The 24,136-nt window shown below is 61.7% G+C and carries 24 protein-coding genes; 1 reads left to right on the plus strand and 23 read right to left on the minus strand.

The features are described 5' to 3' along the window. Positions 1-5: 5 nt before the first annotated feature. The 16 genes from agaV to tmk all read right to left on the minus strand — a co-directional run bounded on the left by agaV (position 6) and on the right by tmk (position 15,720). Positions 6-488 carry a PTS N-acetylgalactosamine transporter subunit IIB gene (gene agaV / locus AB5Z25_RS01955; protein ID WP_022094611.1) on the minus strand — a complete coding sequence of 161 codons (483 nt, stop codon included), beginning with the start codon at positions 486-488 and terminating at the stop codon, positions 6-8. Between the two features lie 36 nt (positions 489-524). Continuing rightward, the gene (gene yajC, locus AB5Z25_RS01960) at positions 525-806 is read right to left on the minus strand and encodes a preprotein translocase subunit YajC (protein ID WP_022094612.1); all 282 of its coding nucleotides are present in this window, start codon (positions 804-806) and stop codon (positions 525-527) included. Beyond that, positions 806-1,249, minus strand: a complete 444-nt coding sequence (locus AB5Z25_RS01965; RefSeq protein ID WP_022094613.1) for a PTS sugar transporter subunit IIA — start codon at positions 1,247-1,249, stop codon at positions 806-808. The genes yajC and AB5Z25_RS01965 overlap by 1 nt, the downstream gene beginning before the upstream one ends. A gap of 628 nt (positions 1,250-1,877) precedes the next feature. After that, positions 1,878-2,960 (minus strand): hypothetical protein, encoded by a 1,083-nt coding sequence (locus AB5Z25_RS01970; RefSeq protein WP_368134661.1) that lies wholly within the window; start codon positions 2,958-2,960, stop codon positions 1,878-1,880. 126 nt (positions 2,961-3,086) lie between these two features. After that, a complete protein-coding gene (locus AB5Z25_RS01975) occupies positions 3,087-4,172 on the minus strand; it encodes an isocitrate/isopropylmalate dehydrogenase family protein (protein WP_368134662.1) in 1,086 nt (361 codons plus the stop codon). Positions 4,173-4,178: 6 nt separating this feature from the next. Then, positions 4,179-4,877: a HEAT repeat domain-containing protein gene (locus tag AB5Z25_RS01980; RefSeq protein ID WP_368134663.1), complete on the minus strand. Its 699-nt coding sequence runs from the start codon at positions 4,875-4,877 to the stop codon at positions 4,179-4,181. A 15-nt stretch (positions 4,878-4,892) separates the two neighbouring features. Beyond that, positions 4,893-5,321: a hypothetical protein gene (locus tag AB5Z25_RS01985; protein ID WP_368134664.1), complete on the minus strand. Its 429-nt coding sequence runs from the start codon at positions 5,319-5,321 to the stop codon at positions 4,893-4,895. A gap of 5 nt (positions 5,322-5,326) precedes the next feature. Then, positions 5,327-6,406, minus strand: coding sequence for an NAD(P)-dependent oxidoreductase (locus AB5Z25_RS01990; protein WP_368134665.1), 1,080 nt, complete (start codon positions 6,404-6,406; stop codon positions 5,327-5,329). 98 nt (positions 6,407-6,504) lie between these two features. Then, a complete protein-coding gene (locus tag AB5Z25_RS01995; protein ID WP_368134666.1) occupies positions 6,505-7,458 on the minus strand; it encodes a DegV family protein in 954 nt (317 codons plus the stop codon). A 79-nt stretch (positions 7,459-7,537) separates the two neighbouring features. Beyond that, the gene (gene hpf, locus AB5Z25_RS02000) at positions 7,538-8,122 is read right to left on the minus strand and encodes a ribosome hibernation-promoting factor, HPF/YfiA family (RefSeq protein ID WP_349090327.1); all 585 of its coding nucleotides are present in this window, start codon (positions 8,120-8,122) and stop codon (positions 7,538-7,540) included. A gap of 317 nt (positions 8,123-8,439) precedes the next feature. Continuing rightward, positions 8,440-9,450, minus strand: coding sequence for a substrate-binding periplasmic protein (locus AB5Z25_RS02005; protein ID WP_368134710.1), 1,011 nt, complete (start codon positions 9,448-9,450; stop codon positions 8,440-8,442). 733 nt (positions 9,451-10,183) lie between these two features. After that, positions 10,184-11,296 (minus strand): hypothetical protein, encoded by a 1,113-nt coding sequence (locus AB5Z25_RS02010; protein WP_368134667.1) that lies wholly within the window; start codon positions 11,294-11,296, stop codon positions 10,184-10,186. Positions 11,297-11,307: 11 nt separating this feature from the next. Beyond that, on the minus strand, positions 11,308-12,114 hold the full coding sequence (locus AB5Z25_RS02015; protein ID WP_368134668.1) for a ComF family protein: 807 nt from the start codon (positions 12,112-12,114) through the stop codon (positions 11,308-11,310). 102 nt (positions 12,115-12,216) lie between these two features. Beyond that, complete coding sequence (locus tag AB5Z25_RS02020; RefSeq protein WP_368134669.1) at positions 12,217-13,917, minus strand: PSP1 domain-containing protein; 1,701 nt, start codon at positions 13,915-13,917, stop codon at positions 12,217-12,219. Next, the gene (locus AB5Z25_RS02025) at positions 13,908-15,035 is read right to left on the minus strand and encodes a DNA polymerase III subunit (RefSeq protein ID WP_368134670.1); all 1,128 of its coding nucleotides are present in this window, start codon (positions 15,033-15,035) and stop codon (positions 13,908-13,910) included. The genes AB5Z25_RS02020 and AB5Z25_RS02025 overlap by 10 nt, the downstream gene beginning before the upstream one ends. A gap of 1 nt (position 15,036) precedes the next feature. Next, positions 15,037-15,720, minus strand: a complete 684-nt coding sequence (gene tmk / locus AB5Z25_RS02030) for a dTMP kinase (RefSeq protein WP_368134671.1) — start codon at positions 15,718-15,720, stop codon at positions 15,037-15,039. Positions 15,721-15,968: 248 nt separating this feature from the next. Here tmk and AB5Z25_RS02035 point away from each other — a divergent pair, with 248 nt between their 5' ends. Continuing rightward, a complete protein-coding gene (locus AB5Z25_RS02035) occupies positions 15,969-16,952 on the plus strand; it encodes a zinc-ribbon domain-containing protein (RefSeq protein ID WP_118081554.1) in 984 nt (327 codons plus the stop codon). Positions 16,953-17,093: 141 nt separating this feature from the next. On the opposite strand, the gene AB5Z25_RS02040 is transcribed toward AB5Z25_RS02035, so the two are convergent. The 7 genes from AB5Z25_RS02040 to AB5Z25_RS02070 form a co-directional block, all read right to left on the minus strand. After that, positions 17,094-19,688 carry a DNA topoisomerase I gene (locus AB5Z25_RS02040; protein WP_118226897.1) on the minus strand — a complete coding sequence of 865 codons (2,595 nt, stop codon included), beginning with the start codon at positions 19,686-19,688 and terminating at the stop codon, positions 17,094-17,096. Between the two features lie 54 nt (positions 19,689-19,742). After that, positions 19,743-20,426: a hydrogenase nickel incorporation protein HypB gene (hypB, locus tag AB5Z25_RS02045; RefSeq protein WP_006235936.1), complete on the minus strand. Its 684-nt coding sequence runs from the start codon at positions 20,424-20,426 to the stop codon at positions 19,743-19,745. A 54-nt stretch (positions 20,427-20,480) separates the two neighbouring features. After that, positions 20,481-20,837, minus strand: a complete 357-nt coding sequence (hypA, locus tag AB5Z25_RS02050; RefSeq protein ID WP_117769919.1) for a hydrogenase maturation nickel metallochaperone HypA — start codon at positions 20,835-20,837, stop codon at positions 20,481-20,483. Positions 20,838-20,843: 6 nt separating this feature from the next. Beyond that, on the minus strand, positions 20,844-21,635 hold the full coding sequence (gene tatC, locus AB5Z25_RS02055) for a twin-arginine translocase subunit TatC (RefSeq protein WP_022093860.1): 792 nt from the start codon (positions 21,633-21,635) through the stop codon (positions 20,844-20,846). Further along, positions 21,635-22,216, minus strand: a complete 582-nt coding sequence (locus AB5Z25_RS02060) for a twin-arginine translocase TatA/TatE family subunit (protein ID WP_040359780.1) — start codon at positions 22,214-22,216, stop codon at positions 21,635-21,637. Before AB5Z25_RS02060 ends, tatC begins: the two co-directional genes overlap by 1 nt. 153 nt (positions 22,217-22,369) lie before the next feature. Continuing rightward, the gene (locus AB5Z25_RS02065) at positions 22,370-22,684 is read right to left on the minus strand and encodes an STAS domain-containing protein (RefSeq protein WP_368134672.1); all 315 of its coding nucleotides are present in this window, start codon (positions 22,682-22,684) and stop codon (positions 22,370-22,372) included. 66 nt (positions 22,685-22,750) lie between these two features. Then, entirely contained in the window at positions 22,751-24,055 is a 1,305-nt protein-coding gene (locus AB5Z25_RS02070; RefSeq protein ID WP_368134673.1) for an aspartate aminotransferase type Ic, read from the minus strand. Positions 24,056-24,136 lie beyond the last annotated feature (81 nt).

The following is a 24,136-nucleotide window of genomic DNA, read 5'->3' on the forward strand; positions in this document are numbered from 1 at the left end:
GAGGATTACGAGAAGAGCTTGCTCGTGTCCTCAACAGGCGTGCTCGGAACGCGCCTGATCTCCAACTCCACCCCCAATTCCTGCAGCTCTTTAAACGCAGCGACATCCTCGTCGTTAACTGCGACGGAGGTGGCGACTTGGCGCTTTCCTTCCGACATGTGCATGTTGCCGATGTTTACCTTCTTTATAGGCACACCGCCCTTGACGAGCGTAAGCACGTCTTCCGGTGTTTCGGCCACGATGAAGATCTTCTGGCGCGGGCTCGCCTTGCCAATGACGTCGATGGTCTTCTGCAGAGAGAAGAAACGCGTAGCGACGCCGGCGGGAGCGGCCATCTTCATGAGGTTCTGGCGCATGGTGTTGGACGCCACGTCGTCGTTGGCGACGAGGATGAGGTTGGAGCCCAGGGTGGAGTTCCACTGGGTGGCAACCTGACCATGAACCAGTCGGTTATCGATGCGGGTAAGAAGAATGTTGGGTTCTGCCATGTTGATCAGCTTCCTTTCGTTATTTGCTGACGACAGTTACTTGATCTCCTGAATCGCGTAACGCGAAACATCTACGACGGCTCCGGATCGGACTTTGATCTGGACCTTCTCGCCTTCGATGCCTTTGACGGTTCCGTAGATACCGCCGGCGAAAAGAACCTCTTGACCCGGCTTGAGCTCGGTGTGCAGCTCCTTGAAGTACTTCTGCTTCTTCTTCATGTTGATTTGCGACCAGATGGTGTAAATCAAGCCCATGATGACAAGCAGGCCTAAAAGGGCGACCGAGGAGCTCAGGACGTTGGCTCCGAAATCGGCCATTAGATGCCGTCCTCGTCGCCGAAGATATCCTCTTCGTCGGAGCCGGCAACGGATGCGACCGTCTGGGCGGTGATGCCCGTCTGGCCAACGGTCACGGCCTGCTCGCCAAGCTCGGCGAGCGTGGCGTTGCCGCGGAGGAACAGAAGCTCAATAACCATGGGAAGGTTGGTGCCGGTCAGAACCTCGACGTTGTCGACATCCTGGGCAATCATCATCGCCTGGTTGAACGGGGTGCCACCAAGCAGGTCGGTAAAGACGAGCACGCCATCGCACTCCTCGCGCATGGCGGTAATAGCGGCGCGGAGATCCTCACCGTAGGAAGCAGCCTGGTCGCCCTCAAAAGGAACGACGGTAAAAGCGGGCTGGTCGCCAGCAACCATAGCGATAGCGCTTGCGAGGCCGGGTGCGAACTGTCCATGACCGGTAAGAATAAAGCCAACCATTCAAATTTCCCTTCCGAAGGTGTGTACGATCTGAGTCCGATGATTTTCGGAAGCCAGCGGGCGCTCGCCCTTAAAGCTTCTTAGAAAGCGTACTTTGAAGACCAGTGGTTTCTAAACTGGTAGTAACCACGTGACGTGTTGTCACTATATCACCCCAGAAGAGGTCGCTTTCGTTGATTCATACGGTAAAACGTTTTTGCACCGCTCACGGTGATAAATCGACCGTTTACCGGTCGTTAACACTTCTACCTGCGGTTTTGAAACCGTTCCGAAATGCTTTGGCAAAAGATCGGATCTTTTCCTGTGTCTAAACAACGCAGGGCGGCTAAAAATAGCGTGTAGAAAAATTGCAGGTCATTGTGAAGATATGTGAATTGGTCTTTTTGACTTAATACCAGTTAGAACCAGTTTTGAGATTATCGGTGAACGGTAGTTTTCGACCGTTCACCGGTTACTTGCAATCGTTTGCAGTTGTTTTCCCATATGAATCGGGGAAGCGCGATGGAGCGCTTGCGCGGGCGCGAGGCCTACTCCAGTGGTTTCGGCAGCAAAAAGCCCGCTAGAACGTTGTCCGTTCTAGCGGGCTAAATCAGGCAGATCGGCTAGCGCACAGTAGCGCAGGCAAACCTTACGCAAACAGGCCGTAGATGCTGATGTTGGCCTTGGCGTACAGGCCGTTGGCGTACTCGGTCCACTTGGAGCTGGCGCTCGAAGCCTGCGAGGAATACTGCTGGTAGGCGGTGTAATAGGCGGTCATGGCCTGCTTATAGGTAGCGCTATCGGCCGTAAAGGCATCGTCGGCAAAGGCCTTAGCGTAGGCGCTATCGGCGTCCTTCCAAGTGCCCTTCTCGCTATCCCACTCGTCGCCGGCAAGGTTGATGATGTAATCGGCGTAGTCCTTGCTCGCGGTGTCCTCGTTGCCGTCAGAAGGCTCAGTCGGGGCAGTCGGCATGGTCGCGGAGCTATCGCCCACCTTCTTCTTGTAGAGCTTCTGCAGCGTCGCGGACTGGCGGACAATCTGCTTGGCCTGGTCCTTGGACACGCCATACTGCGTGGCCATGGTGTCGTAGTCCGAAGTGCCGATAGAATCCTCGGCGTACTTCTTCATCTCCTTAGAGGAGACGGTAATGCCCTCGTCCTCGGCAGCATCGAGCAGAATCTTGTTGCGTACGTAGGACAGGATGACGTCGGCAGAGGGAGCGGTGTAGTTGCCATCGCTATCCTTGACGGTATCGAGGCTGTACTGGCTCTCGATGGCCTCGCGCGCGGTGATATCGCTCTTCTTGCCGTTGTAGCTATAGCTTGCCACAGTCGAATCGAGCTGGTCCTCGGTCAGGGTCGACGAGCCGACACCCTTACCGCCAAAGCCGCCATTGCCAATAAAGAAGCCGACCACGGCAGCGATTACGATGGCGACCACAAAGGCGGCAATCATCGTCTTCTTGTGCTTGGATGCATGGTCGTCTTCATCGGAGTCGTCCTCATCCTGGGCCTTGGGCATCAGATTCTCGTCAGCGGCGTCCGCGGCAATCTGAGCCTCCAGACGGGCGTCCTCCTCCTCGGCCGTCGTGCCGGCGGCAATGTGCTCGGCAGACGTACCGGCGACCAGATCGATCTTCTCGCCCTCGTCACCGTCGGGGCCTTCGCCGCGCTCGATGATCTGGATGCCGTCGATCTCGTCCTTCTCGTCCTTCTTTTGAATCAGACCCATATCGGTTACTCCTTGTTAGGAAACATAGTCCCCAATAGAATACGCCCGACAGAGCGCCGGGCGTATTGATTCTTAGGTTATACGCAAACACTTAAGTACTATTTAGGCGTTTGCAGCACGCATGCCTTAGGCCAGGTGCGCGATAACGGCATCGGCAAAGGCCTGCGTGCCCGCGGCGCCCTCAACGGAGCCGGTCTGGGCACGACGCACGTCGCCGGTAACCTGCTCGCCCTCGTCGAGTGTGGCAGACACCGCAGCGCGGATGCGATTGGCCGCATCGTTCTCGCCCAGGTGATCGAGCATCATCGCAGCAGAGAGGATCTCGGCCGTGGGGTTGGCGATATCCTGGCCAGCGATATCGGGCGCGGAGCCGTGCGTTGCCTCGAAGATGGCGCAGCCGGCACCAATGTTGGAACCCGGAGCCATGCCCAAGCCGCCCACCAGGCCGGCGCACAGGTCGCTCACGATGTCGCCGTACAGGTTGGGCAGCACCAGGACATCGAAGTCGTTGGGATTCTGGACCAGACCCATGCAGGTGGCGTCGACGATCTTGTCGTTGAACTCGATATCGGGATAGTTGGCGGCCACCTCGCGTGCAACGCGCAGGAACAGGCCGTCGGTCGCCTTCATGATGTTGGCCTTATGCACGGCCGTCACCTTTTTGCGGCCGCAGCGGCGGGCATACTCAAAGGCGTACTCCACAATGCGGCGGCTCTTGGCGATGGAGATGGGCTTGATCGAGATAGCGGAATCGGCGGCGAAGGTCTTCTGACCCGAACGCTCGACAAGCTGCGAGAGCTCCTCGACCTCGGCAGCGCCCTCATCGAACTCGATGCCGGCGTAGAGGTCCTCGGTGTTCTCGCGCACGATGACCAGGTCGACGTCGCGGAAGCGCGAGCCATCGCCCGGCTGCGACAGGCAGGGGCGCACGCAGGCATACAGGTCGAAGTGCTTGCGCAGGGCCACGTTGACGCTGCGGAAACCCGTACCGACCGGCGTGGTGATGGGGCCCTTGATGGCAACCTTGGTCTCGGCGACCGCATCGAGCACGTGCTGGGGCAGCGGCGTGCCAAACTCGTCCATGACGCCGGCACCGGCCTCCTGGACATTCCAATTGATCTGGACACCGGTGGCCTCGACCACGCGGCGCATGGCCTGCGTAATCTCGGGACCGATACCGTCACCGGGAATCAGGACTACATCGTGCGCCATAATCTGTTACTCCTCGTTTTCGGCGTCGTCAGATTTTTTAACGCTAGCACGCTTCTTCTTTTTGGAGAGATCCAAGCCAAAGCGTTTAACAAGCATTTCGCAAATCTCGCTCGAACGGGCTTTGAGATAGCTGCCCTTGCCGTTCTCGGCATCGAACTTAAGGCGCAACGCGAGCTTCTCGGCGACCTCGGCGTCGATCTCGCCCTGGCCAAACTCGTACAGGCAACCGAGCATGTCGCGATACTCGAGGTCGCCGTGGTAGCACTGGATGGCCTCGTCCAGGATGGGCCAAGCCTCGCGCGAACGCTCGACGCCCGTGGCGCCCCACACGCACAGCAGGCGGAAGGCGGCATAGCGCAGCGTGGAGGAAATCTCGTCGAACAGCGCGGTCTCGGCACCCTCAAAGGCATCGCCCAGCTGCTCGGGGCAGGTGGTGGCGAGCGCCGTCAGGGCATCGAGGGCCTCCCAGCGGGTCTGAGCCTCGGGGCGGTCGAGCGCCTCGATCAGCGCGGGCACGCAGGGCACGACGCGCTGCGGATCGCGCTCGGCAAGCAGGTGCAGCACGCGGGCGGCAAACTGGCGGATGCGACGCGTGGGGCAGCCGAGCTCCTTGACCAGACGGTCGACGGCGTTCTCGTTCTCCTCTGCCAGCTGAAGCTGTGCCAGCTCCTCATCGGTGAGCTGTTCTTCCTTGTTTTCTGCCATAGTTACCTCTTCTTACTATTTCTTAGCGTGCTTGCCAGCACCCTTGCTGTCATCGGTGACCGAGATGAGCTGTCGGTCGGCTGCACCATTGTGACGCGCGCGGCGGCGCTCCTCGGCGTCGCCCGCATCGGCGGCGGCGCGATGGGCCTTGTTGACGTTAAAGACCTCGTCATGCTTGCGCCACGGGCCGACGGACTCGCCAAAGCTCATCTTAAGGCCGGCGATAAAGCCGCCGAGCCAGCCGATCGGCGCAAACTGCACCAGCGGGAACAGCGAGAACACCCAGGTCAGCAGAACGACTGCCGCAGCTCCCGCAAAGTTGGCAATCCAGTAGTCGCGCTTGGTGATGACGCGCTTTTCGCACGCCCACTGGCCGCACAAAAAGCCGATGTAAATCGCAAAGATAAAGAGCGCCAGCGCGAGCACCACGAACGTCCAGCTCATGGGCGCTACTCCTCGTGATGATGGCCGCAGCAGCACTCGTGGCCGTCATCATGGCCGTGGCCGCCGCAGCACTCGTGGTCCTCGCCATGGTGGTGGCCACAACCGCACTCGTGGTCGTCGCCATGCTCGCCGCAACCGCAGCCGTCCTCGTGAGCACCGTGCTCTTCGGGACGATACTGCGACCAGTCCAGACCGGCGGCGATGGCGTCGGCCTCCTCCTTATAGAGGACCGTGATGGCCTGGGTGCCCAGCTTGGCACCACCGATGGCATCGAGCATGTCGTAGAGCGTAAAGGCCACGTCGGCGCCGGGCAGCGCAAGCTCGCGATCGTCGGCATAGGCGAGCGCCAAGCGCAGGTCCTTGATGAAGTGCTCGACCATAAAGCCGGGCTTGTAGTCGCCGTCGAGCGCCTTGGTAGCCAGGCTCTCCATGGCGCCGGACTTGCCGGTACCGCCCAGGATCATCTGGCGGGTCTTCTCCAGATCAAGGCCGCTCAGCTCGGCAAATGCCATGGCGTCTGCCATGCCGACCATGCAGGCGCCCAGCGACACCTGGTTGGCGAGCTTGGCAGCCTGGCCCTTGCCGGCGCCGTCGAAGCAGCAGATGTTGGCCGCAAAGGTGGCAAGGATGTCGCGGACCGGCGCGATGTCGTTCTCGGTAGCGCCCACGATAGCCGTGAGCGTACCGGCGATAGCGCCCGACTCGCCGCCGGTGACGGGGCAGTCAAACGCCATGCGACCAGAAACCTGGGCGGCCTCGGCAATGTCACGGGCAAGCTCGGGCGAGCTCGTGGTGAGGTCGATCAAGACCGCGCCGGGCTTAGTGCACGCGAGCAGGCCGTCGCCCGCCAGGTAGAGTTCCTCGACCTCGGAGGGATAGCCCACCATGGTAAAGACGACATCGGCGTTCGCCGCGGCATCGGCCGGCGTATCTGCCCAGACGGCGCCGCGCTCGATAAGCGCCGCCGCCTTGGACTTGGTGCGGTTGTTGACCGTGACGGGATAGCCGGCGTCCAGAATGTGGCCGGCGATGGGGGCACCCATGATTCCGGTGCCGATGAATGCGACGGAGAGCTTGTTTGCCATGAAACCTTTCCTTTTGGGTTGGGTGTTGTTACCAGGTTGAATACTCGGTGCCAGCGTTTGGGCTGTGAGTCGAGGGCGATTACGGACGCAGCGCTTGCCTACTGACCGCGCACGCGGCGGGCGATACGGTCGGAAAGCGACGCCTTGTCGGCGCGGTTCTTACCCCAAAACGCGCAGCCCACCATGCCGGGGCCCACGTGCGAGCCGATGGTGGGACCCACGGAGCCGCGAATGATCGTGACGTCGGCGCAACCCTCCTCCTTGCGGATGGCGGCTTCGAGCCAGTCACCATCCTTTTCGGCATCGGCCGTCATGATGGCGATGGGCATGGTGCGATCGGGCACGTAGTTCTCGCGGAACGACTTGAGGATGGACTTGAGCGCCTTCTTGCGGCCGCGGTTGACGCCGATCAGCGACAGCGAGCCGGCCAGGTCGTAGGAGAGCTCGGGCTTGACGTCGAGCTTTGCCGTGAGCTGCGCCGCCGCGGGAGGAATGCGGCCGCCGGCAGCCAGTGCGTCGAAGCTCTCGAGCGTAAAGTAGCCGTGCACGTAGGTCTTTGCCTCGTTTGCCCAATCGACCAGCTGCTTGGCGGTCAGTCCCGCCGAACGCTGGCGCACGGCCTCGAGCGCCAAGAGCGCACCGGTCGCGCAGGGCAGAGCGTTGTCGACCACGTAGAGCTCAAAGTTGGGATACTCGGCGCGCACGACATCTGCCGCCTGGCACGCGGAGTTGTAGCTCGACGACAGCGCCGAGGTAAAGCACAGGTAGACCGCGGGCGTGCCCTCTTTGGCGCACTCGGTAAAAAACTCGATATAGCGACCGAGCGACACAGCCGAGGTGGACACGCGGGCACCAGCGCGCATGCGGTCATAGAACTCCTTGGGCGTGATGCTCGACCAGATGTCATCCGTGCGCTCCTCGCCATCGATAATGAAAGGGAAACCCAGGATATCGACATCGAGGTTCGCGGCGACCTCGGGGCTAAAGTCGCAGCAGGTATCGACGACGATGCGGCAGCGGTCAGAATGGCCGGTAGATGCGGCCTTGTCCATCAAAGCGACTCCTTACGTAAAAAGGCGGCCACCCGCATGGGATGGCCGCCAACCGTTAACTCATGCAAGTTAACGTATTTTACTCGTCAAGTGTTTCGATGCGGGGCTTGATGATGCCATATCCACCATTCTTACGGTGATACACCACATTGATGAGACCGGTCGTCGCGTTCTCGAACACGTAGAAGTCGTGGCCCAGCAAATCGGTCTGCACCAGCGCCTGCTCCTCGGTCATCGGGGTGACATCGATGACCTTCTCGCGGACGAGCAGGTCGTCCTCCTCCTCGGGCAGCAGCAGGTCGGCCAGATCCTCAACGCGCTCGACCGGCGCGACATCCGCGGCACTGGCACCACCCTGGCGGTTGTCCACGACCTTGGTCTTGAACTTGCGCAGCTGGCGGGTGACCTTATCGGCGGAGAGGTCGATGGCAGCATACATATCTGCGCCGTGCTCGGCAACGCGAATCACCGAACCGCGGGCACGAGCCGTGACCTCGACGATTGCCGGGTTGGGGTTCGAGGGGTTCTTCTCATAACGAAGCACGACGTCGACTGTCATGGGCTCGATGTCGAAAACCTTGAGCGCCTCGCCGATTTTCTCATCCACATGCGCACGCAGAGCATCGGTTACCGTCGTCTTGCGTCCAGAAACCTTGATATCCATACGTGGCTCCAATCTGCCTCGGGGACTTACTGTACTGGCTATGTACCCATTGCCGTGCATTTAATCACGCGATTTCCCAAAGACCCGAATAACGACTGCTTGATACCGCATACCGAAGTCTCGCACTTTTCCGTGGCAAAGTGCGCTATAGGAAGGCGTCGACGGAGTTAATTTTTCTCGTGAAAATTAGCTTTGACCTGCTAGTTTTACCAAAATAGAAAAGCCGGGCTCCCCTATTTGGGAGACCCGGCCATGCGTGTTGAAACCGTGAAGAAGCGCCTTGTTCAGCGTGTGGCAGGCGCCACCCCTACCAATAACTAGCTATTGAGCTTGTTGATGTCATCGTCGGTGATGGTGCCCTCCTGGCTAGACGACGGGCCGTCGCTGTTGTTATCAGAGGCGTCGTCATCGGAGGACTCGGTCTCGTTGGACGTGGAGTCGGATGCCTGCACATTGGCCCCCGAAACGGTCTTGGCGGTAAGGTCATAGGGCATCTGTCCGTACCAGACGCAGTGGACTGCCTCGAGCGTGCCATCGACCGTGATGCCATCGAGGGCATCGCTCGCGGCACGGCACAGCTCATCGTTAGAGCTTAGGCCTGCGACGCCAAGCGTGGAGGGCGCCTCGAGCGTACCGACATAGGAGATCTGGCTCATCAGACGCGCGAGGTAGCCACCAGCCGTGGAATCACAGATCACGTAATCGACCTCGCCCGACTCGAGTGCCTCGAAGCACTCGTTGATGTTGGAGAAGGTCTTTTGGTTGGCCGTGATGCTTTGCTTGGCAAGCGCTTCCTGCGAGGCCGAGGAAGTCTGAACGCCCAAGGTAGCAGTGTTGAGTGTGTCGGTTGAGACACTCGGGGACTCTCCGTCGCTGGTCTTGCCGAACACGGCGGCAGCATCGTACAGACAGGTGCCAAGCGAGCTGATGTCGCCGTCCGTAGACCTAACGTCGCCAATGAAGATGTCGGCCTTCTTATCGCTGAGCGCGGAATCGGCCGAGGACGCATCGACAAAGGCGACCTTGAGACCCATGCGGCATGCGAGGGCACGAGCGGCATCGACCGCATAGCCCGTGAGGTTTCCGTCGGCATCCTGCATGGCCTGCGGTGCATCGGACGTATCGAGGGCGACCGTCAGGGTTCCCGGCGTGACCAGGGCATCGTCCGATACCGTGGGGGTAACGGTCTCGCGCTCGATCTGGTCGATCGTGGGCGTCGTGAACGTGGACAGTGGATTGAACGCGCATCCGCTCAGGCCCAAAACGGCAATGACCGCCGCGGCCCCAGCACCTAACCGAGCCGCATGCATCAAGCTGCCCCTCACCATGTCCACTACCCTGCCTTCTGTGTCGTATACGATCCGTGCCCCGCACGGAATATCGGGTTGTTCCCACCAGCTGACCTGGTATTTGACCCCACACTTGCGCACCGGGGCGTTTGCTCGGGAGGCCGCAGCCACCTTCACGACTGGCCCGCTCGCCCGCGAGGCGGTATTGCCCCAAAGAAAGTAGAACGGACGGTGCGGCTTACATCTAGGACGCGCCATGATCGCGCCGCGCGCACGCGGTCGCTTACGTGGATCCCTTTGACCGCGTCTGTCTTGGACTAGGATGGGCATTTCGTCCGTCCGCAACCACAGCCTGGCAGGAACGTAGCGCATTATAGCTAAGTTCAAGCTATAGTTTAAGGTTAGGGACGTTATTCGCATCGCGAGCACAGATTTCGCAGGTCGGGGCGGACCATTCGTGCCCCCATGAAGCCCGGAGCTCCCCCACGGGGAGCCCCGGGGCACCCGTCTCAGGGTGCCGTGTGCAAAAAACGGCAAATATGAGTACTGCTACCAATTTAGTAGCAGCGTATTTCCGCCCCACGAGCCCTTTTTGAGTTCCGCACAGCCCGCTTGGCGCCAAGATATTCCACATTCGTTTATTATCTCTTCGCTGAATCCAGTTTTTCGGCCCAAGTTTCTTTATTTTTGCTGTCACTAATCTAGTAACAGTACTCATATTTGCCGTTTTTTGCACATGGCATATAAACAGACCCCCTATAAAGCCATAGTTTTACGCCGGCTTGAGCCCAAAGCACGCTCGGAGCGTATTCAGCAGAGCATCTTGCCTCTTTCGACGAGCCTCTACACGATTCTGATATCGTTTACCCATACGCTGGTGGATGCGCCATGCGAGCGCTTCCATCGCTTCCATGTCGCAGAGCATCTCGTTGTTGACCGTCGCGACCTCGATTCCCATGGACGCCAAACCCATATTGCGTTTTTCATCGTGAATGCGCCCGCCGCGAGACGAATGGCCCTGCTCACCGTTGTATTCCAGGTCAAACCGAGCTGCTTCCTGATAGGCATCGCAAACCGCATACGGCATCCCCGAGATCGCCTGCGCACGGTCGTTGAACTCGATCTTGTGGTCGGTCTTAAAGGGACCGCAGGCAAATCCGCCATAGGAAAACGGAAGCGAAAACATGGCAAGCATGATGCATTCCATGGGTGAGCGCAGGTTTTCCGACAGAAAGGGGCACAGCCGCCGCAGCTGCTTGGCCGCGCTCCCCTTGCATGCCGCAAGGTAATCTGCCAGGCGATCGGGCGTCAGCACTGGCTCGACCTCAAAGTAGCCCACATCTGACGGCTGGTCCTTATCCTTTGCAAGCCTGTTCACGGTAGGCGAGCTGTAAGGGGGCAGATACTGCCCGCGATCGCTCAGCGAAATCTTGGAGCACAGCTCCTGGGCCAGGGCAAATGCCTGGATACAGCCGACTTCGCGCGCAACGGCGGCACAGAGGGCCTCGGGAGACAAGCTGTACACCCCCGGCTCCACCTCCAAAATCGAGGCGTCCGGCAGGTCTGTAGAACAAACGGACCAGCTTGCACCAGGCATGCGGCGACGCTGCTTCGCCGACCCCACCAGCAGGCACAAGTCTTCTTGGACCTCGCCACTCACGGCCCCGATCCGCACCAAATCGGGAAGATAAATGTCCTCGGCCGAGGGAGACGATGTATGCAGCACACGGCGCTCTTCATCGGGATCGAGGTCTCTCCAGCTGATGTAACCCATTTGTCGGCGCTCGGCGCGCATCATGCGCAGCGCCGAGGCACCCGTTAGGATTACGGAAGCAGCCAGCTGCTCGCTTGCAGGCTTGCCACGCTGCCCGATCTTTATTGCCATCTGAACCACCCCTACCAAACGCGTGCGATAGCAAGGCCATCGACTGCCGCAGCGCCGGCGCGCTTGAGTTCCGCCGAAGCCGCGGCCATCGTCGCGCCCGTGGTGATAACGTCATCGATAAGCAGCAGGCGGCGGCCGTGCACGTCCTCAACCGTCTCGTACATGTCTTGGGCACGCTCGCGGCGCTCCTCACGACCGAGTTCGCGCTGGTCGCCATGCCCGTACTTGACGAGAGCATCGAGCAAGGGAACACCCGACAGCTCGCAAAATGGGCGCGCAATAGCCTCCATATGATCAAAACCACGCCGCCGAAACGCTGCCGCCGTCGCAGGCACAAACACCACCGCATCCGCACCGGACAGCACACCTCCGTAGCGATCGGGCGCTACGACCTGGGCATGCAGGGCAGTGTCGTAGAGCAGCTCCGCCAGATACGGAGCCAGACGTCGCTCGCCCGAGTCCTTGTACGCTTTAATGATGCGCGACAGCGGATGCGCATAGACAGCGCACGCCAGGCAGCGGTCGAGCGCCTCCGCCATTGCCGAGGACGCGCCCTCGACCGAACACTCAGTGCACAGCAAATCCCCAAACGGGGCGCCGCATCGGGTGCAGCTATGACGTGGGTCGATGAGCGTGAGCACGGCCAGGCAGTCTTGGCAAATAAGCGCACCGGCGCGCTCGCAGCCGGCACATCGTGTTGGCGACAATGCCTCGAGCGCCTCGTGTGCCGCCCGCTCGGCAAACGGTAGCAATTCGTCCGCAAACGGTAGGGCGCCGGCACCCTGCAGACGACCCAATATGTTCAGATGGCTCTTCAAGACACAACCCTCCCTACGTTCGGTCGCAGGGAGGGTTGTTGATTCGGCGCTATGATACCCCGATGCGCTCGGGGCAAGGCGGGCTAAATCCGCTCGCGGGCGTTATTCGCCGGCGGGCGGTTGTGGTGCGGGCGAAGACGGGGTCGAGCCCTCGCCACCATCCTGGCGCGGCTTGCGGGAACGGCGACGGCGACGGCGCTTTTGACCCTGGTCGGCCGAGCCCTCGCCACCGCGATCCTCGCGCGGCTCGCGCTCGTCGCGAGCGGCGCCACGCGAAGCCTTGGCAGCCGCTCCCCCGCCATCTCCGGGACGACGGCGCGTGACCTTGACCTCGCCATCCGAGACCTGATCGGCCACGGAGGGCACTGAGGGCTTCTGCTGCGCGCCCGAGGAATGGCGACGACGCGGACGCGGGGCGCGCTCGTCATCGTTACGTTGCTTGCCACCCTTGTCGACAGGCGTATCGGAACCCAAACCACCCTTGGGGGCGGCACCGGCTTCGCGAGCGGCTGCGGCGCGGAAGGCGTCCTCGCGCTCCTCGCTCGACAGATGACGGCGGCGGCGACGTGTGGGGTTCATGCCACCGCCGCGATTCTGCTGCTGGGGTTGCTGAACCTCGCGCTCGCGAGAGGCGTGCTTGCCCGCGGCTGCAGCCTCGGTAGCATCGCCCGAGCCCGCGCGCTTGCGGCGGCGACGGCCATCGGCCGCCCCCTCGGCCTCGGGCGCCTCGGCCTTGCCGCGGCCCTTTCCGCGGCCACGGCCCTCGCCCTGGCTCTGAGCAGCGCGGGCATCGGATTCGGCATCGCGACGACGGCGCTTGGGCATCGATGTGCCGGCCAGACGATCGGCGCTCGACAGGCCATCGCCCACGTCGACGCCGTTCTCGCGATCGAGTTCCATGAGCGCCAGGCGCATCTCGGGCGACTCGATGCGCTCGAGCACGTCACGCGTCACGCAGTCGGGGCGGCAGTTGCAGCCCTGCTCGGCGGCCTTCTTTTTGCAGCCCTCCGAGCACGTCATATCGGCCAGGTTGACCTTAAAGACTTTGCCGTTCTCCAGGCGCAGCACCAGCTGCTCACGCGGCGTGTCATATTCCTGGATACGCGCCTTGCCGAGCGGCGTATCGATGAGCGTCTTCTTTTTGGGCGCGCGGCTCTTAAAGTCCTTGTACGCCTCGAACTCATAGCGCAGGCAGCACATCAGGCGGCCGCAAACGCCGCTGATCTTGGACGAGTTGAGCGGCAGGTCCTGCTCTTTTGCCATGCGAATCGAGACGGGCTCAAACTGTCCGCCAAAGCGCGTGCAGCAGAGCTCCTGTCCGCATTGGGCATAGCCGCCCACCAGGCGGGTCTCATCGCGCACGCCGATCTGACGCATGTCGACGCGAATGTGCAGCGTCGAGGACAGGTCCTTGACGAGCTGACGAAAATCGACGCGTTCCTCGGCCGCAAAGTAGAACACGGCCTTCTCGCCGCCAAACAGGTACTCGACGCCGACCGGCTTCATCTCGAGGTCGAGCTCTTTGACGAGACGGCGGAAATCGACCATCGCCTCGTCGCCCTGGATGGCCAGGTCGTCGGCAAGCTGCAGGTCGATGTCGCTCGCCACGCGCAGCACGGGCTTGAGCGGCTGGCCGATCTCATCTTGCGGCACCTCGAAGGGATCGGCCGTGACCAGGCCGATCTCGGTTCCGCGCTCGGTGGAGCAAATGGCATAATCGGCCTCGAGGATATCCAGATCCTGCGGGTCAAACCACAGGTCGCGCGAGGCGTAGGTAAACTTAACGGGTACGACTAACGGCATTTCAGTGCCTTCCTGATATCGAACAGCATGACCTCGATGGCCAGCTGGGGAGTAACGTTTCTGGCGATGTTGCGCTCAGCCGTGGCAACCGCCTCGAGCGCCTGGGTGGCACCCGCAACATTCGTCGCCGCGGCAAGCCGCCCGATCGTGTCGCGCACGTCCTCGTTCACAACGCCTGCCGCCTCGTCCTGAAGTGTCAGCAGCACGTCGCGCATGAGCGTCCGCGCGCTCGCCAGCGCTTCCATGATACCCGAACGCTCGCGCGCGTTGAGTTCGCGCTTGTTGCGGTCCTCAAGCTGCTTCAATGCTCCACGCGACAGGTAGTCGGCGTTTTGCTCGAGCACCTTTTCCTGTGTGGACTTGACCTCGGCGAGCGGTGCCTTAACGGCGACGATGAGCGACTTGGCGCGGCTGAGCACATCAGCCTCGTCGGCAGCGATGAGCGAATCGATGGCGCGGACCATCTGGCGGCGAGCATCCTGGCGCTCGGCACTCTTAAGGAACTCGATGCCGCGCGTGGGGCTTCCCGCCACGGCGACCGCCATGCGACAGCGCGCGATATCCTGGCCCGTCGCGCGACTCACGGCCTGCGCGGCCACGGTGGGCGACACCAGCCGAAACGGCACGCACTGACAGCGGCTCACGATGGTGGGCAACATCACGTCTGCCGAGGTGCCCAGCAAGATGAACATAACGCCCTCGGGCGGCTCCTCGAGCGTCTTGAGCAGCGCGTTGGCGGTGTTGGCTCGCAGCTGCTCAGCGCGGTCGATGATGTAGACCTTGGCCTTGGCGCGGATGGGCGCCAGCGGCACGTCGTCGAGCAGCTCGCGGGTCTGGGCAATGAGGTAGCCCGTGGCGCTCTCGGGCGTGTAATAGTGCACGTCAGGATGCGTATGCCGAGCAACGCGTACGCAGCTGTCGCATGCTCCGCAGCCGTCCTGCTCGCACAGGAAGGCCTGGGCGAGCGCCCATGCGGCATCGAGCTTGCCGGCACCGGGAGCGCCCAAAAACAGGTAGGCGTGCGATGCGCGGCCGCTGGCGACGGCGTTGGTCAAAAAATCGCGAACGCGCTCTTGGGTGTCGAGCTTGGCCAGCAGGCTTGCCTGAGCGGGGGCCATGTTACTCGGCCTCCTTGGCAAGCGCGGCGGCGACAGCATCTTGCGGAATGTCGAGACCGTACGCGCGAATCTGCTCGACCGTCTTCTCGAAGACTTCCTCGACGGTCGCAGTGGCGTCGATGAGCTTTACGCGGTTTGGCTCCTCGGCAGCAATGGCGCAAAATCCCTGGTAAACGCGCTCTTGGAAGGCCATGCCTTTTGCCTCCATGCGATCTGCCGCGCCACGGGCTGCCATGCGTAGCGCCGCCTGCTCGGGTGTGATGTGGTAGACGAGCGTGAGCGCCGGATGCGTACCGGCGACAGCCAGGTTGTTGGCATCGCGTACCATCTGACGGTCGAGGCCATCGGCAAACGCCTGGTAGCAGGTCGTGGAATCGTAGAAGCGATCGCACAGGACCACCTTGCCGGCCGCGAGGGCGGGCGCGATGACCTCGTGCACCAACTGAGCGCGCGCCGCCTCGTAGAGCAGCAACTCGCAGGTGTCGCCCATCGCCGTATTGGCGGGGTCGAGCAGCAGAGCGCGGATCTTTTCGCTGATGGCGGTGCCGCCCGGCTCGCGCAGGCTCACAACCTGGTAGCCAGCGAGTTCGAGCGCGCGGGCAAGCAGACGCGCCTGCGTGGACTTGCCGGCACCATCGACGCCCTCGAGCGTGATAAAGCTATGTTGAGCGGGCTCAAAAGCCATGAGCGCAGCCCCTTCCTATAAGGCGCGTAAATGCAGATATATCAACCAAGCCATGATACCCCAGGGGCAGGCGCGCCCCAAATCGGGCCTAGTCATTGGGTAGTCATTGGGGACGCTCTTAAATGACTAGGCGACAGCTAGGGACGTTCCTAAAGTGCCGGCAGAAAAGGAACGTCCCTAGCTGCCGACTTTTTTGAGCGCTGGGTATAATCGTCGTATTGATTTGAAATGTGGCGAAAGGAGTGGCAATGTCTCGGTATTGCGCCTCGTGCGGCAAACTTCTTGCAGATGATGCCAAGTTCTGCACCTCATGCGGTGCACCCGTTGAGCAGACAACCGCAAGCAATGGCCAACCCGCGTTTGAGCAGACCGGCTTCCTCGATACGCCGCAAGCTAAGCCGGACGACCCCCTCGCCTATCGCCCCGACCCCGCCGCCAGCCCCGCAGCGGTCGAAACGACGCAGCGCATACCCGTCGCGGACACCCCGCCCCAACAGCAACCGGCATCTACGTACGCGCCTGATTCACCGCAGGCCCCCGCCGCCAAAAAGAGCAGCACCAAGGCGCTTATCGCCGTTATCGTTGTGCTCGTGGCAATTATCATCGCCTTGGTCATCTTTTTTGTGATCAAGCCTTTCGACAACGCCGCCACGCAAACGACTGCCGAGATTACTAAGCTGCACCATGATGTTGACGATGATGACCTCAAGCCTCTCGACGACCCCAATAGCCTTTTTGACGATGACGACGATGATGACGAGGATGGCAGCCAGGCGACCCTCTCCGAGCAAAACCTCTACCGTCGCCTGAGCGAATACTACGACCTGCTCGAAGATCTCGATAACCAGGTCCGTGCCTGCGCAGAGGCGTTCAATGGCGGTTATCTGGAAGAGGACCGTACCGCCCGTCAAAATCTCGCCGACGTCGCCGAGCGCACGGAAGACACCATCGAGCAGTACTACGATATCGTCGAGGACCTGGACGTCCCCACAAGCTCTAAGAACTACAGCTCGTGGAAGGACATCATTGCTCTGTACGACGACCTGGATCACCGCATCGATGCGATCTGCGATGCCTGGGAGATCAGCTTAAAGTACGCAAAGCCCGCAGACCATAAGAACGAGATCGTGGCGCCGCTGTCGCGCGACAACGTGGCGGGCACCAATGACAATAAGTACCGCCTAGACTTTGAGGAGCGCTATCCCGGCGCCAAACCCGTCGAAGTGAACTAACGCCTTGTCGTTTCCGAGCCGGCAGTTAGGGACGTTCCTAAACTGCCGGCAGAAAAAGGAATGTCCCTAACTGCCGGTCAAAAAACGAGCGAGGATCATGGGACCCTCGCTCGTTTTTTGGGCAATGTTTCGACTGCGCCGTTACTTGTCGGCGGCTGCTTTCTTGGCAGTCGACTTCTTCGCGGTCGTCTTCTTGGCGGCAGTGGCTTTCTTAGCCGTCGTCTTCTTCGCAGTCGAGGTCTTCTTCGCCGCGCTCGCCTTGGTCGTGGTCTTGCGGCCGCGGGCGGGCTTCTTCTCCTTGGTCGGGCAGTCCATGTTCACGCAGATGCGCCACGGGCCGCGCGCGGTGTTGACCACCACGATGGGGGCGCCGCACTCGGGGCAGGTCTCGCCCGTCGCCTCGAGCTTGCCACGCGCCGGCAGCGGATAGCTCACGCCGCAGTCGTCATAGTTGGTGCAGCGGATAAAGCGCTTGCCGCTCTTCTCGCTCTTGTGTGCGATCAGGTCGCCATGGCGTCCTGCCTCGGCGCACACCTTGCACTCGCCCACCTTAAGGTCGGGCTCGTAGTTGGTGGGGCATGTGGGGTTCACGCAAATCTCGAAAGCCTTTTGGCGGAACGGCTGGCACTTAATGCGCGGCGCACCGCATTCGGGGCACACAGCAGCCTCGCCCTCGAGCGGGCTCACCTTGACGCCGCTCGGCACCGGATAGGTCACATCGCAGTCGGGCCAGCCCATGCAGCCGATAAAGCTGCCGCGGGTCTTGGCGCTCGTCTTCATAACCAAGTCCTTGCCGCACTTGGGGCAGGCGCCCACGCGCGCATCGGCCGTGACGGCGTCGCTGATAGCATCGCCCAGTTCCTGCGTATGCTTGAGCAGCTCGTCGAGCACACCGGCCAGCAGCGCGCGCGAGTGCGTCACGACATGCTCTTCGGTGTCCTCGCCGCGCTCCACGCGGGTCATGTCGCCGTCGAGCTCGCTGGTCATATCGGGGCTCGTGATGCGCGGGGCAAACTGCGACAGTGCATCGATGATGGCGATGCCCAGCTGGCTCGGCTCCACGGGATCGTTTTTGAGATAGCGCACGGCGTACAGGCGCTCGATGATGCTCGCGCGCGTGGACTTGGTGCCCAGGCCGCGCTTTTCCATCTCCTGCACGAGCTTGCCCTGGCTGTAGCGTGCGGGCGGCTCGGTCTGCTTGGCCTCGAGCTTAATGTCGAACACGTCGACCGCATCGCCCTGCTCCAGCGGCGGCATCTGCTCGTCGCGCTTGAGTCCATACGGATACGCCTCACGGAAACCCGGGGTCACGAGCACATCGCCCGAAGCCACGAACGGCTCACCATTGACGTCGAGCTCGAGCTTGGTGTTCTCGATGGTCGCGGGACCCATGAGCGTTGCCAGGAAGCGACGGGCGATGAGGTCGTAGAGCTTGCGCTGGCCACCGTCGAGCGCGGACGGATCGCCCTCGCCCGTGGGATAGATAGGCGGGTGGTCGGTGGTTTCGACTTTGCCGCGCGTGGGCTTCATGGGGCCGGCGAGCACCTTTTTGCACACGGGCGCCAGCGCCGGGTTGATCTTTGCAAGGTCGCTCACCACGGCGCCCAGATCGAGCGTCGCAGGGTACACGGTATTGTCGACACGCGGGTAGCTGATGAGACCGGCCATGTAGAGGGACTCGGCGATGCGCATGGTACGCGCAGGTGAGATGCCCTCGGCTGCGGCGGCAGCCTGCAGCGAGGTGGTCGCAAACGGCGTGGGCGGCTGCTGCTTGCGCGAACGCTTGGTCACCGCGGCGACGGTTGCCGTCGCAACGCCGTCAACGTGGCCGTACGCCGCCTCAGCAGCATCCTTGTCGGTAAAGCGCGCCGTCTTGTGCGCAATCTTAAAGCGGTCGTCCTCGGCAGCACCCTGTGCGGCGCCCATGCCGCGAATCTGCCAATAGTCCTCGGGCACAAACGCCATGCGCTCGCGCTCGCGCTCGACCACCAGGGCAAGCGTCGGCGTCTGCACACGGCCGGCAGAGCGCACGTTACCAAAGCCGCCAAACTTGGCGAGCGTCAGGTAGCGCGTGAGCACCGCACCCCAAATGAGGTCGATGTGCTGGCGGCTCTCGCCGGCGTCGGCCAGATTCTGGTCGAGCGAGACGAGATTATCGAAGGCCTGCGTGATCTCGGCCTTGGTAAACGAAGAATACTGGGCGCGGGCGACCGGCAGGTCGGGCGCAACCTCGCGCACCTTGTTGAGGGCGTCCGAACCGATCAGCTCGCCCTCGCGATCGAAGTCCGTGGCGATGATGACACTGTCGGACTTCTTGGCGAGGTTCTTGAGCGAACGAATGAGTTCCTTCTCGGCCGGTAGCTTAATGACGGGCGCCCAGGTGAGGTAAGGCAGGCTCTCGAGTTTCCAGCCCTTGATTGAGATGCCATCGGCAAGAAACGGCTTGCGCTTGGTGTCGTAGGGCGGACGCGCCAGGCCATCGGGTATGTCGGCCGGCAGCATCTCGCCGTCCTCGGTGACCGAATACCAGCCCAGCTTTTTATCGAACAGCACGCTGTCGCAAAAATCGGGCGCTAGGATGTGACCGGCAAGGCCGATGGTCACGCACTCCTCGCCCTTCCACTCAAAACGGTAGATGGCGGTGTTGTACACCTTGTCCTTTTTGGGCTTGCCCGTGGACAGACGCTCGGCAATCTGACGCGCGGCGTCGTTTTTCTCGGCGATGATGAGCTTCAAAAGAGGCTCCTATCTCGTATCTCTGCGGCTACGCCCGCCCGTATGGCGGCCGACTTACGCCCTTGCTTGCTCAATCTGCCCGATGAGCCAATCGCACCAGGCATCCATGCCCTCGCCCTTGCGCGCGCTCACGGCAAACCGCGGCGCCTGCGGATTGAGGTCATCGAGTGTCTTAGTATACCTATCCATGTCAAAATCGAAAGCCGGGGCCACATCGACCTTGTTGAGCAGCTGCGCGCCGGCGTGCTGAAAGATGCCCGGGTACTTGATGGGCTTGTCGTCGCCCTCGGGCACCGAGAGAATCATGATGGACAGGTTTTCGCCCAGGTCAAAGTCGACTGGGCAGACCAGGTTACCCACGTTTTCGATAAAGATGACGTCGATGTTTTCCAGACCCACGGCCTGGTCGAACGCGTCAACGGCCTCCATGATCATGTTGCCCTCGAGGTGGCACAGGCCGCCCGTGTTGATCTGGATGGCAGGCATGCCGGCTTCCTTCATGGTGATGGCGTCGACGTCCGAGGCGATATCGCCTTCGATGACGGCGCAGCGCAAGCCGGCCTTGTCGCGCAGGCGCTCGTTGGTGCCCAGAATCGTTGTTGTCTTACCCGAGCCGGGGCTCGACAAGACGTTGATCACGTAGGTGTTTGTCTCATTAAATCGCTGACGCAGCTGATCTGCCAGGCGCTCGTTGCGCGACAGGATCGGCGACGCGATATCAATCGTTTTCTCGGCCATACTCGGCGCTCCTTACTTCTACCATTTATACCCCGTCCCCAGGTTGCTGGCGGGCTAATCGTCGGGGGTCTCGATCTCGATACTTGCGATGTCGAGTTCGCGGCCGTGCAGCAGACGCACGTTGGAGCCGCCACACTGGGGACAGCGACAATGGAAACGGTCGTGATCAAAGACCTCGCCGCAGTCCAGGCACTCGCTTTGTGGATGGACCTCCTCCACGGCAAGCTCGCAGCCGCGCGTGAGCGGGTCCTCGTCGCGAAACGTCTCCCAGGCAAAGTCGAGCGCCTCGCGCACGACCTCGGTCATATCCCCGATACGCAGCGTTACCAAAACGGCGCGCGAGGCCCCCGCCCCACGCGCCGCGCGAATCACTGTATCGAGTATGCCGTTGACAATGCCAACCTCGTGCATACCGATTTACTCCTCGTCGTCCTCATCGTCCGAGAACAGGTCCAGACGACTCACAAACAGGCCCTCCTTGCCCTCGCGCGCGGTAATGACCACACGGGCGATGGCGAGCGAAATCTCGTAGAGCGAGAGCAGGGCGCCATACATGAGACCCAGCGTAACGGGCGAGCCGTCGGGCGTGATCACAGCCGAACCCACGAGCAGGCCAACGTATACATAACGCCAGGCACCGCGGAAAGCAGCGTAGGACACGATGTGGAAGACGGACAGATAGAAGATGATGAGCGGCAGCTCAAACGCCACGCCAAAGCCGATCATAAAGAGCAGCTCCATGTTGACGTAGTTCTCCAGATCGGGCAGTGCCGTAGCGACGGCCGAGGTCTCGCCGATGAGCCACTCAAAGCCCGCAGGAATGATGATGAAGTAGCAGAAGATGGCACCCAGGAAGAACAGCACCGTCGAGGCGAGCACCGTGGGCACGACCCACTTGCGCTCGTTGGGGCGAAGCGCCGGCAGGAAAAACGCCAGAATCTGCCAGATGATCATGGGCGTGCACATGACCACGGCCATCTTGATGGCCAGCGAGAAGCGCAAGCCAAAGCCGCCGAGCGTGGTAGTGATGTAGAACTTACCGTCCGGCACAAAGGAGCGGATGGGATCTTCCAGGATGTCGAGCACCACAGGCGTGGCGAAATACAGCACGATAGCGGCGGCGAACACCGACACGACCACGATGGTCAGGCGGCGACGGAGCTCTCCCAGGTGATCGAAGAGCGGCATACGCGCAGGTCCGATAGGCATTACTCATCGCCTCCCTTCGGGGCGTCGGCGGCAGCGGCGTCGTCCTCGGCCTCGAGCTCGCGAGCGAGCTGGTCGACGACAGCCTTGCGCTTACGGGGACGACGGGCGTAGAGGTCAGCTGTCGTGGGCTCTGCCGGCTCGGGCTCGGGCTCCGGCTCTGCAGCAGGCTCGGGCTCGGCTGCGGCAGCAGCAGCGGCGGCAGGCTCTGCACCCTTGGCCTCCTCGGCAATACCTTCGTCCTCGGTGGCACCCTCGCTCGCAGCCTTCTCGGCGGCAAGGCGGGCACGGCGCTCGGCAAAGGTCTCCTTCTTTGCGGGCGCGACCGTCTCGACGGCATCATCGTCCGCATCGGAATCGTCATCGACGGCAGCCTTCTTGGGCTTGACCGGAGCCGAAGCAGCCTCGCTTACCGGATCGATGATCTCGGACTGAACAACGGCCGTCATCTTTTCCTGCGTCTCGCGGAACTGACGGATGGCACGGCCGATCGTGCGGCCCATCTGCGGGAGCTTATCCGGGCCAAACAGCAAAAAGCCGAAGACCACGATGATTGCCAGCTCACCCTCTCCAATACCAAACACACATACCTCCAAGGCTCGATGTGAGTCGAGCCCGCACCGCGCCATTCGGCCGGAACTCGTCTATTCATTCGGTCAAGTATAGCGCCCGGACGCCAAAACGTCCGAGCGCATCACAAACATATGCCAAACGGCACGCCCTTTTGGGGGCAAAGATTATGCCGCCGTGATCGAAATCTCCTGGTCGACGCCCAGCAGCTGAACCACGCGCATCACCTGGGGCTGCACATTAGTGCAGCTAAAGCGCTTACCGTGGTCGACCGCGTGGTGCGCGGCGCCCACGAGCACGCCAATGCCCGTCGAATCGATGTAGCTCACCTGGGCAAAATTGAGCTCAACGGCCTCAGTGGGCTGCTCGAGCGCCAGGTCGACAGCATTGCGCAGGCTATCGGCGTTAGAGATATCGATCTCGCCGGTTACCTTAATGGTGTAGATCTCCGGCGTGGGGTTGGTGGAAATACCCAAATCCATGTATACGCTCCTTTACGTATCGAAAGTGCGGATAGTACTGGGCGCGGACTTGCGGGGCCCTAGGCGTTAGGCGCGCTCGGCACGAGCAAGCTCGGCAGCGACAAGCTTAACAGCCAGCACCAGCACATCGAGCGCGGCCTCCAGGTCCTCGACCGTGGGATAGCTCGGCGCGATGCGGATGTTGGTGTCGCGCGGATCCTTGCCATAAGGCCAGGTGGCACCAGCCGGCGTGAGCTTGACGCCCAGGTCGGCACAAAGCGCGGCGACCTTCTGGGCCGAGCCCTCGGGACCATCGAAGCTTACAAAGTAGCCGCCGCGGGGATGCGTCCAGGTGGCGCAACCCGTATCGCCCAGGCCCTCGGTGAGCTTGCGCTCAACGGCCTCAAAGCGCGGACGCAGGAACTCGGCATGCTTTTTCATGTGCTCCTTGACCGCCTCGATGGTGGGAAGGAAGCGCACGTGGCGCAGTTGGTTGAGCTTGTCGGCGCTGATGAGGCCGGCCTTCAGGCGCTTGGAGAACTCCGCGATAACCGCGGGGCTCGCACCGATAAAGCCGATACCGGCGCCCGGGAAGGTGATCTTGGACGTCGAGGCAAAAGCCACCACGCGGTCCTCGGTACCCGCCGCGCGAGCGAGGTCAAAGATGTTTGCGAGCTCGTCGGTCTCGTCGTACAGGTCGTGCACGCAGTAGGCGTTATCCCAGAAGATGCGGAAATCGGGCGCGGCCGTGGGCATCTCGACCAGGCGGCGCACAGTGTCCTCGCTAAAGGTGATGCCCGTGGGGTTGGAATACTTGGGCACGCACCAGATACCCTTGATGGAATCGTCGGCGGCAACCAGGCGCTCGATCTCGTCCATGTCGGGGCCGTTGTCGGTCATCGCGACGGGGACGTTCTCGATACCCAGGTCGGCGGTGATGCCAAAGTGGCGGTCGTAGCCGGGAACAGGGCACAGGAACTTGACCTTCTTGCCGTCATGCGCGGCCTCGTAAGCCTCCCAAGGCTCGCTGCCGCACGAGCCGCAGCGCCAGAACATACCGGCGATATCGTGCTCAATCAGCAGGCTCGATGAACCCAGCACGAGCGTCTGCTCGGCGGGGCAGCCCAAGAACCCCCCTGCCAGCTTGCGTGCCGAGGGAATACCCTCAAAGCAGCCGTAGTTGGAACAATCGACGTTGCCGTCGTGCAGATCGGCATCGGCATTGAGGATATCGAGCATGGGTCGAGAGATGTCCACCTGGGAGGGCGACGGCTTGCCGCGGGCCATGTCGAGCGCCAGGCCCTTGGCCTTGACCTCGGCGACCTCGGCTTTGAGCGCCTCTATGGCGGCATCGAGTTCGGTGGTTTCCATCTTCTGGTAGATCGTCTGCATGGGTGCGACCTTTCGCGAAGCGGTACGTTGCAGTTCGTCTAAGTATAGACCGCCACCGCCGCAACGGTATGAAGCCGTGAT

The sequence above is a fragment of the Collinsella aerofaciens genome, assembly GCF_040910325.1.
GTDB classification, from domain to species: Bacteria; Actinomycetota; Coriobacteriia; order Coriobacteriales; family Coriobacteriaceae; genus Collinsella; species Collinsella aerofaciens_BL.

Bases quoted from the DNA above. Each gene is read 5' to 3' on its own strand.
- agaV (WP_022094611.1), bottom strand. From the start codon at position 488: ATGGCAGAACCCAACATTCTTCTTACCCGCATCGATAACCGACTGGTT.
- yajC (WP_022094612.1), bottom strand. From the start codon at position 806: ATGGCCGATTTCGGAGCCAACGTCCTGAGCTCCTCGGTCGCCCTTTTA.
- AB5Z25_RS01965 (WP_022094613.1), bottom strand. From the start codon at position 1,249: ATGGTTGGCTTTATTCTTACCGGTCATGGACAGTTCGCACCCGGCCTC.
- AB5Z25_RS01970 (WP_368134661.1), bottom strand. From the start codon at position 2,960: ATGGGTCTGATTCAAAAGAAGGACGAGAAGGACGAGATCGACGGCATC.
- AB5Z25_RS01975 (WP_368134662.1), bottom strand. From the start codon at position 4,172: ATGGCGCACGATGTAGTCCTGATTCCCGGTGACGGTATCGGTCCCGAG.
- AB5Z25_RS01980 (WP_368134663.1), bottom strand. From the start codon at position 4,877: ATGGCAGAAAACAAGGAAGAACAGCTCACCGATGAGGAGCTGGCACAG.
- AB5Z25_RS01985 (WP_368134664.1), bottom strand. From the start codon at position 5,321: ATGAGCTGGACGTTCGTGGTGCTCGCGCTGGCGCTCTTTATCTTTGCG.
- AB5Z25_RS01990 (WP_368134665.1), bottom strand. From the start codon at position 6,406: ATGGCAAACAAGCTCTCCGTCGCATTCATCGGCACCGGAATCATGGGT.
- AB5Z25_RS01995 (WP_368134666.1), bottom strand. From the start codon at position 7,458: ATGGACAAGGCCGCATCTACCGGCCATTCTGACCGCTGCCGCATCGTC.
- hpf (WP_349090327.1), bottom strand. From the start codon at position 8,122: ATGGATATCAAGGTTTCTGGACGCAAGACGACGGTAACCGATGCTCTG.
- AB5Z25_RS02005 (WP_368134710.1), bottom strand. From the start codon at position 9,450: ATGGTGAGGGGCAGCTTGATGCATGCGGCTCGGTTAGGTGCTGGGGCC.
- AB5Z25_RS02010 (WP_368134667.1), bottom strand. From the start codon at position 11,296: ATGGCAATAAAGATCGGGCAGCGTGGCAAGCCTGCAAGCGAGCAGCTG.
- AB5Z25_RS02020 (WP_368134669.1), bottom strand. From the start codon at position 13,917: ATGCCGTTAGTCGTACCCGTTAAGTTTACCTACGCCTCGCGCGACCTG.
- AB5Z25_RS02025 (WP_368134670.1), bottom strand. From the start codon at position 15,035: ATGGCCCCCGCTCAGGCAAGCCTGCTGGCCAAGCTCGACACCCAAGAG.
- tmk (WP_368134671.1), bottom strand. From the start codon at position 15,720: ATGGCTTTTGAGCCCGCTCAACATAGCTTTATCACGCTCGAGGGCGTC.
- AB5Z25_RS02035 (WP_118081554.1), top strand. From the start codon at position 15,969: ATGTCTCGGTATTGCGCCTCGTGCGGCAAACTTCTTGCAGATGATGCC.
- hypB (WP_006235936.1), bottom strand. From the start codon at position 20,426: ATGGCCGAGAAAACGATTGATATCGCGTCGCCGATCCTGTCGCGCAAC.
- hypA (WP_117769919.1), bottom strand. From the start codon at position 20,837: ATGCACGAGGTTGGCATTGTCAACGGCATACTCGATACAGTGATTCGC.
- tatC (WP_022093860.1), bottom strand. From the start codon at position 21,635: ATGCCTATCGGACCTGCGCGTATGCCGCTCTTCGATCACCTGGGAGAG.
- AB5Z25_RS02065 (WP_368134672.1), bottom strand. From the start codon at position 22,684: ATGGATTTGGGTATTTCCACCAACCCCACGCCGGAGATCTACACCATT.
- AB5Z25_RS02070 (WP_368134673.1), bottom strand. From the start codon at position 24,055: ATGCAGACGATCTACCAGAAGATGGAAACCACCGAACTCGATGCCGCC.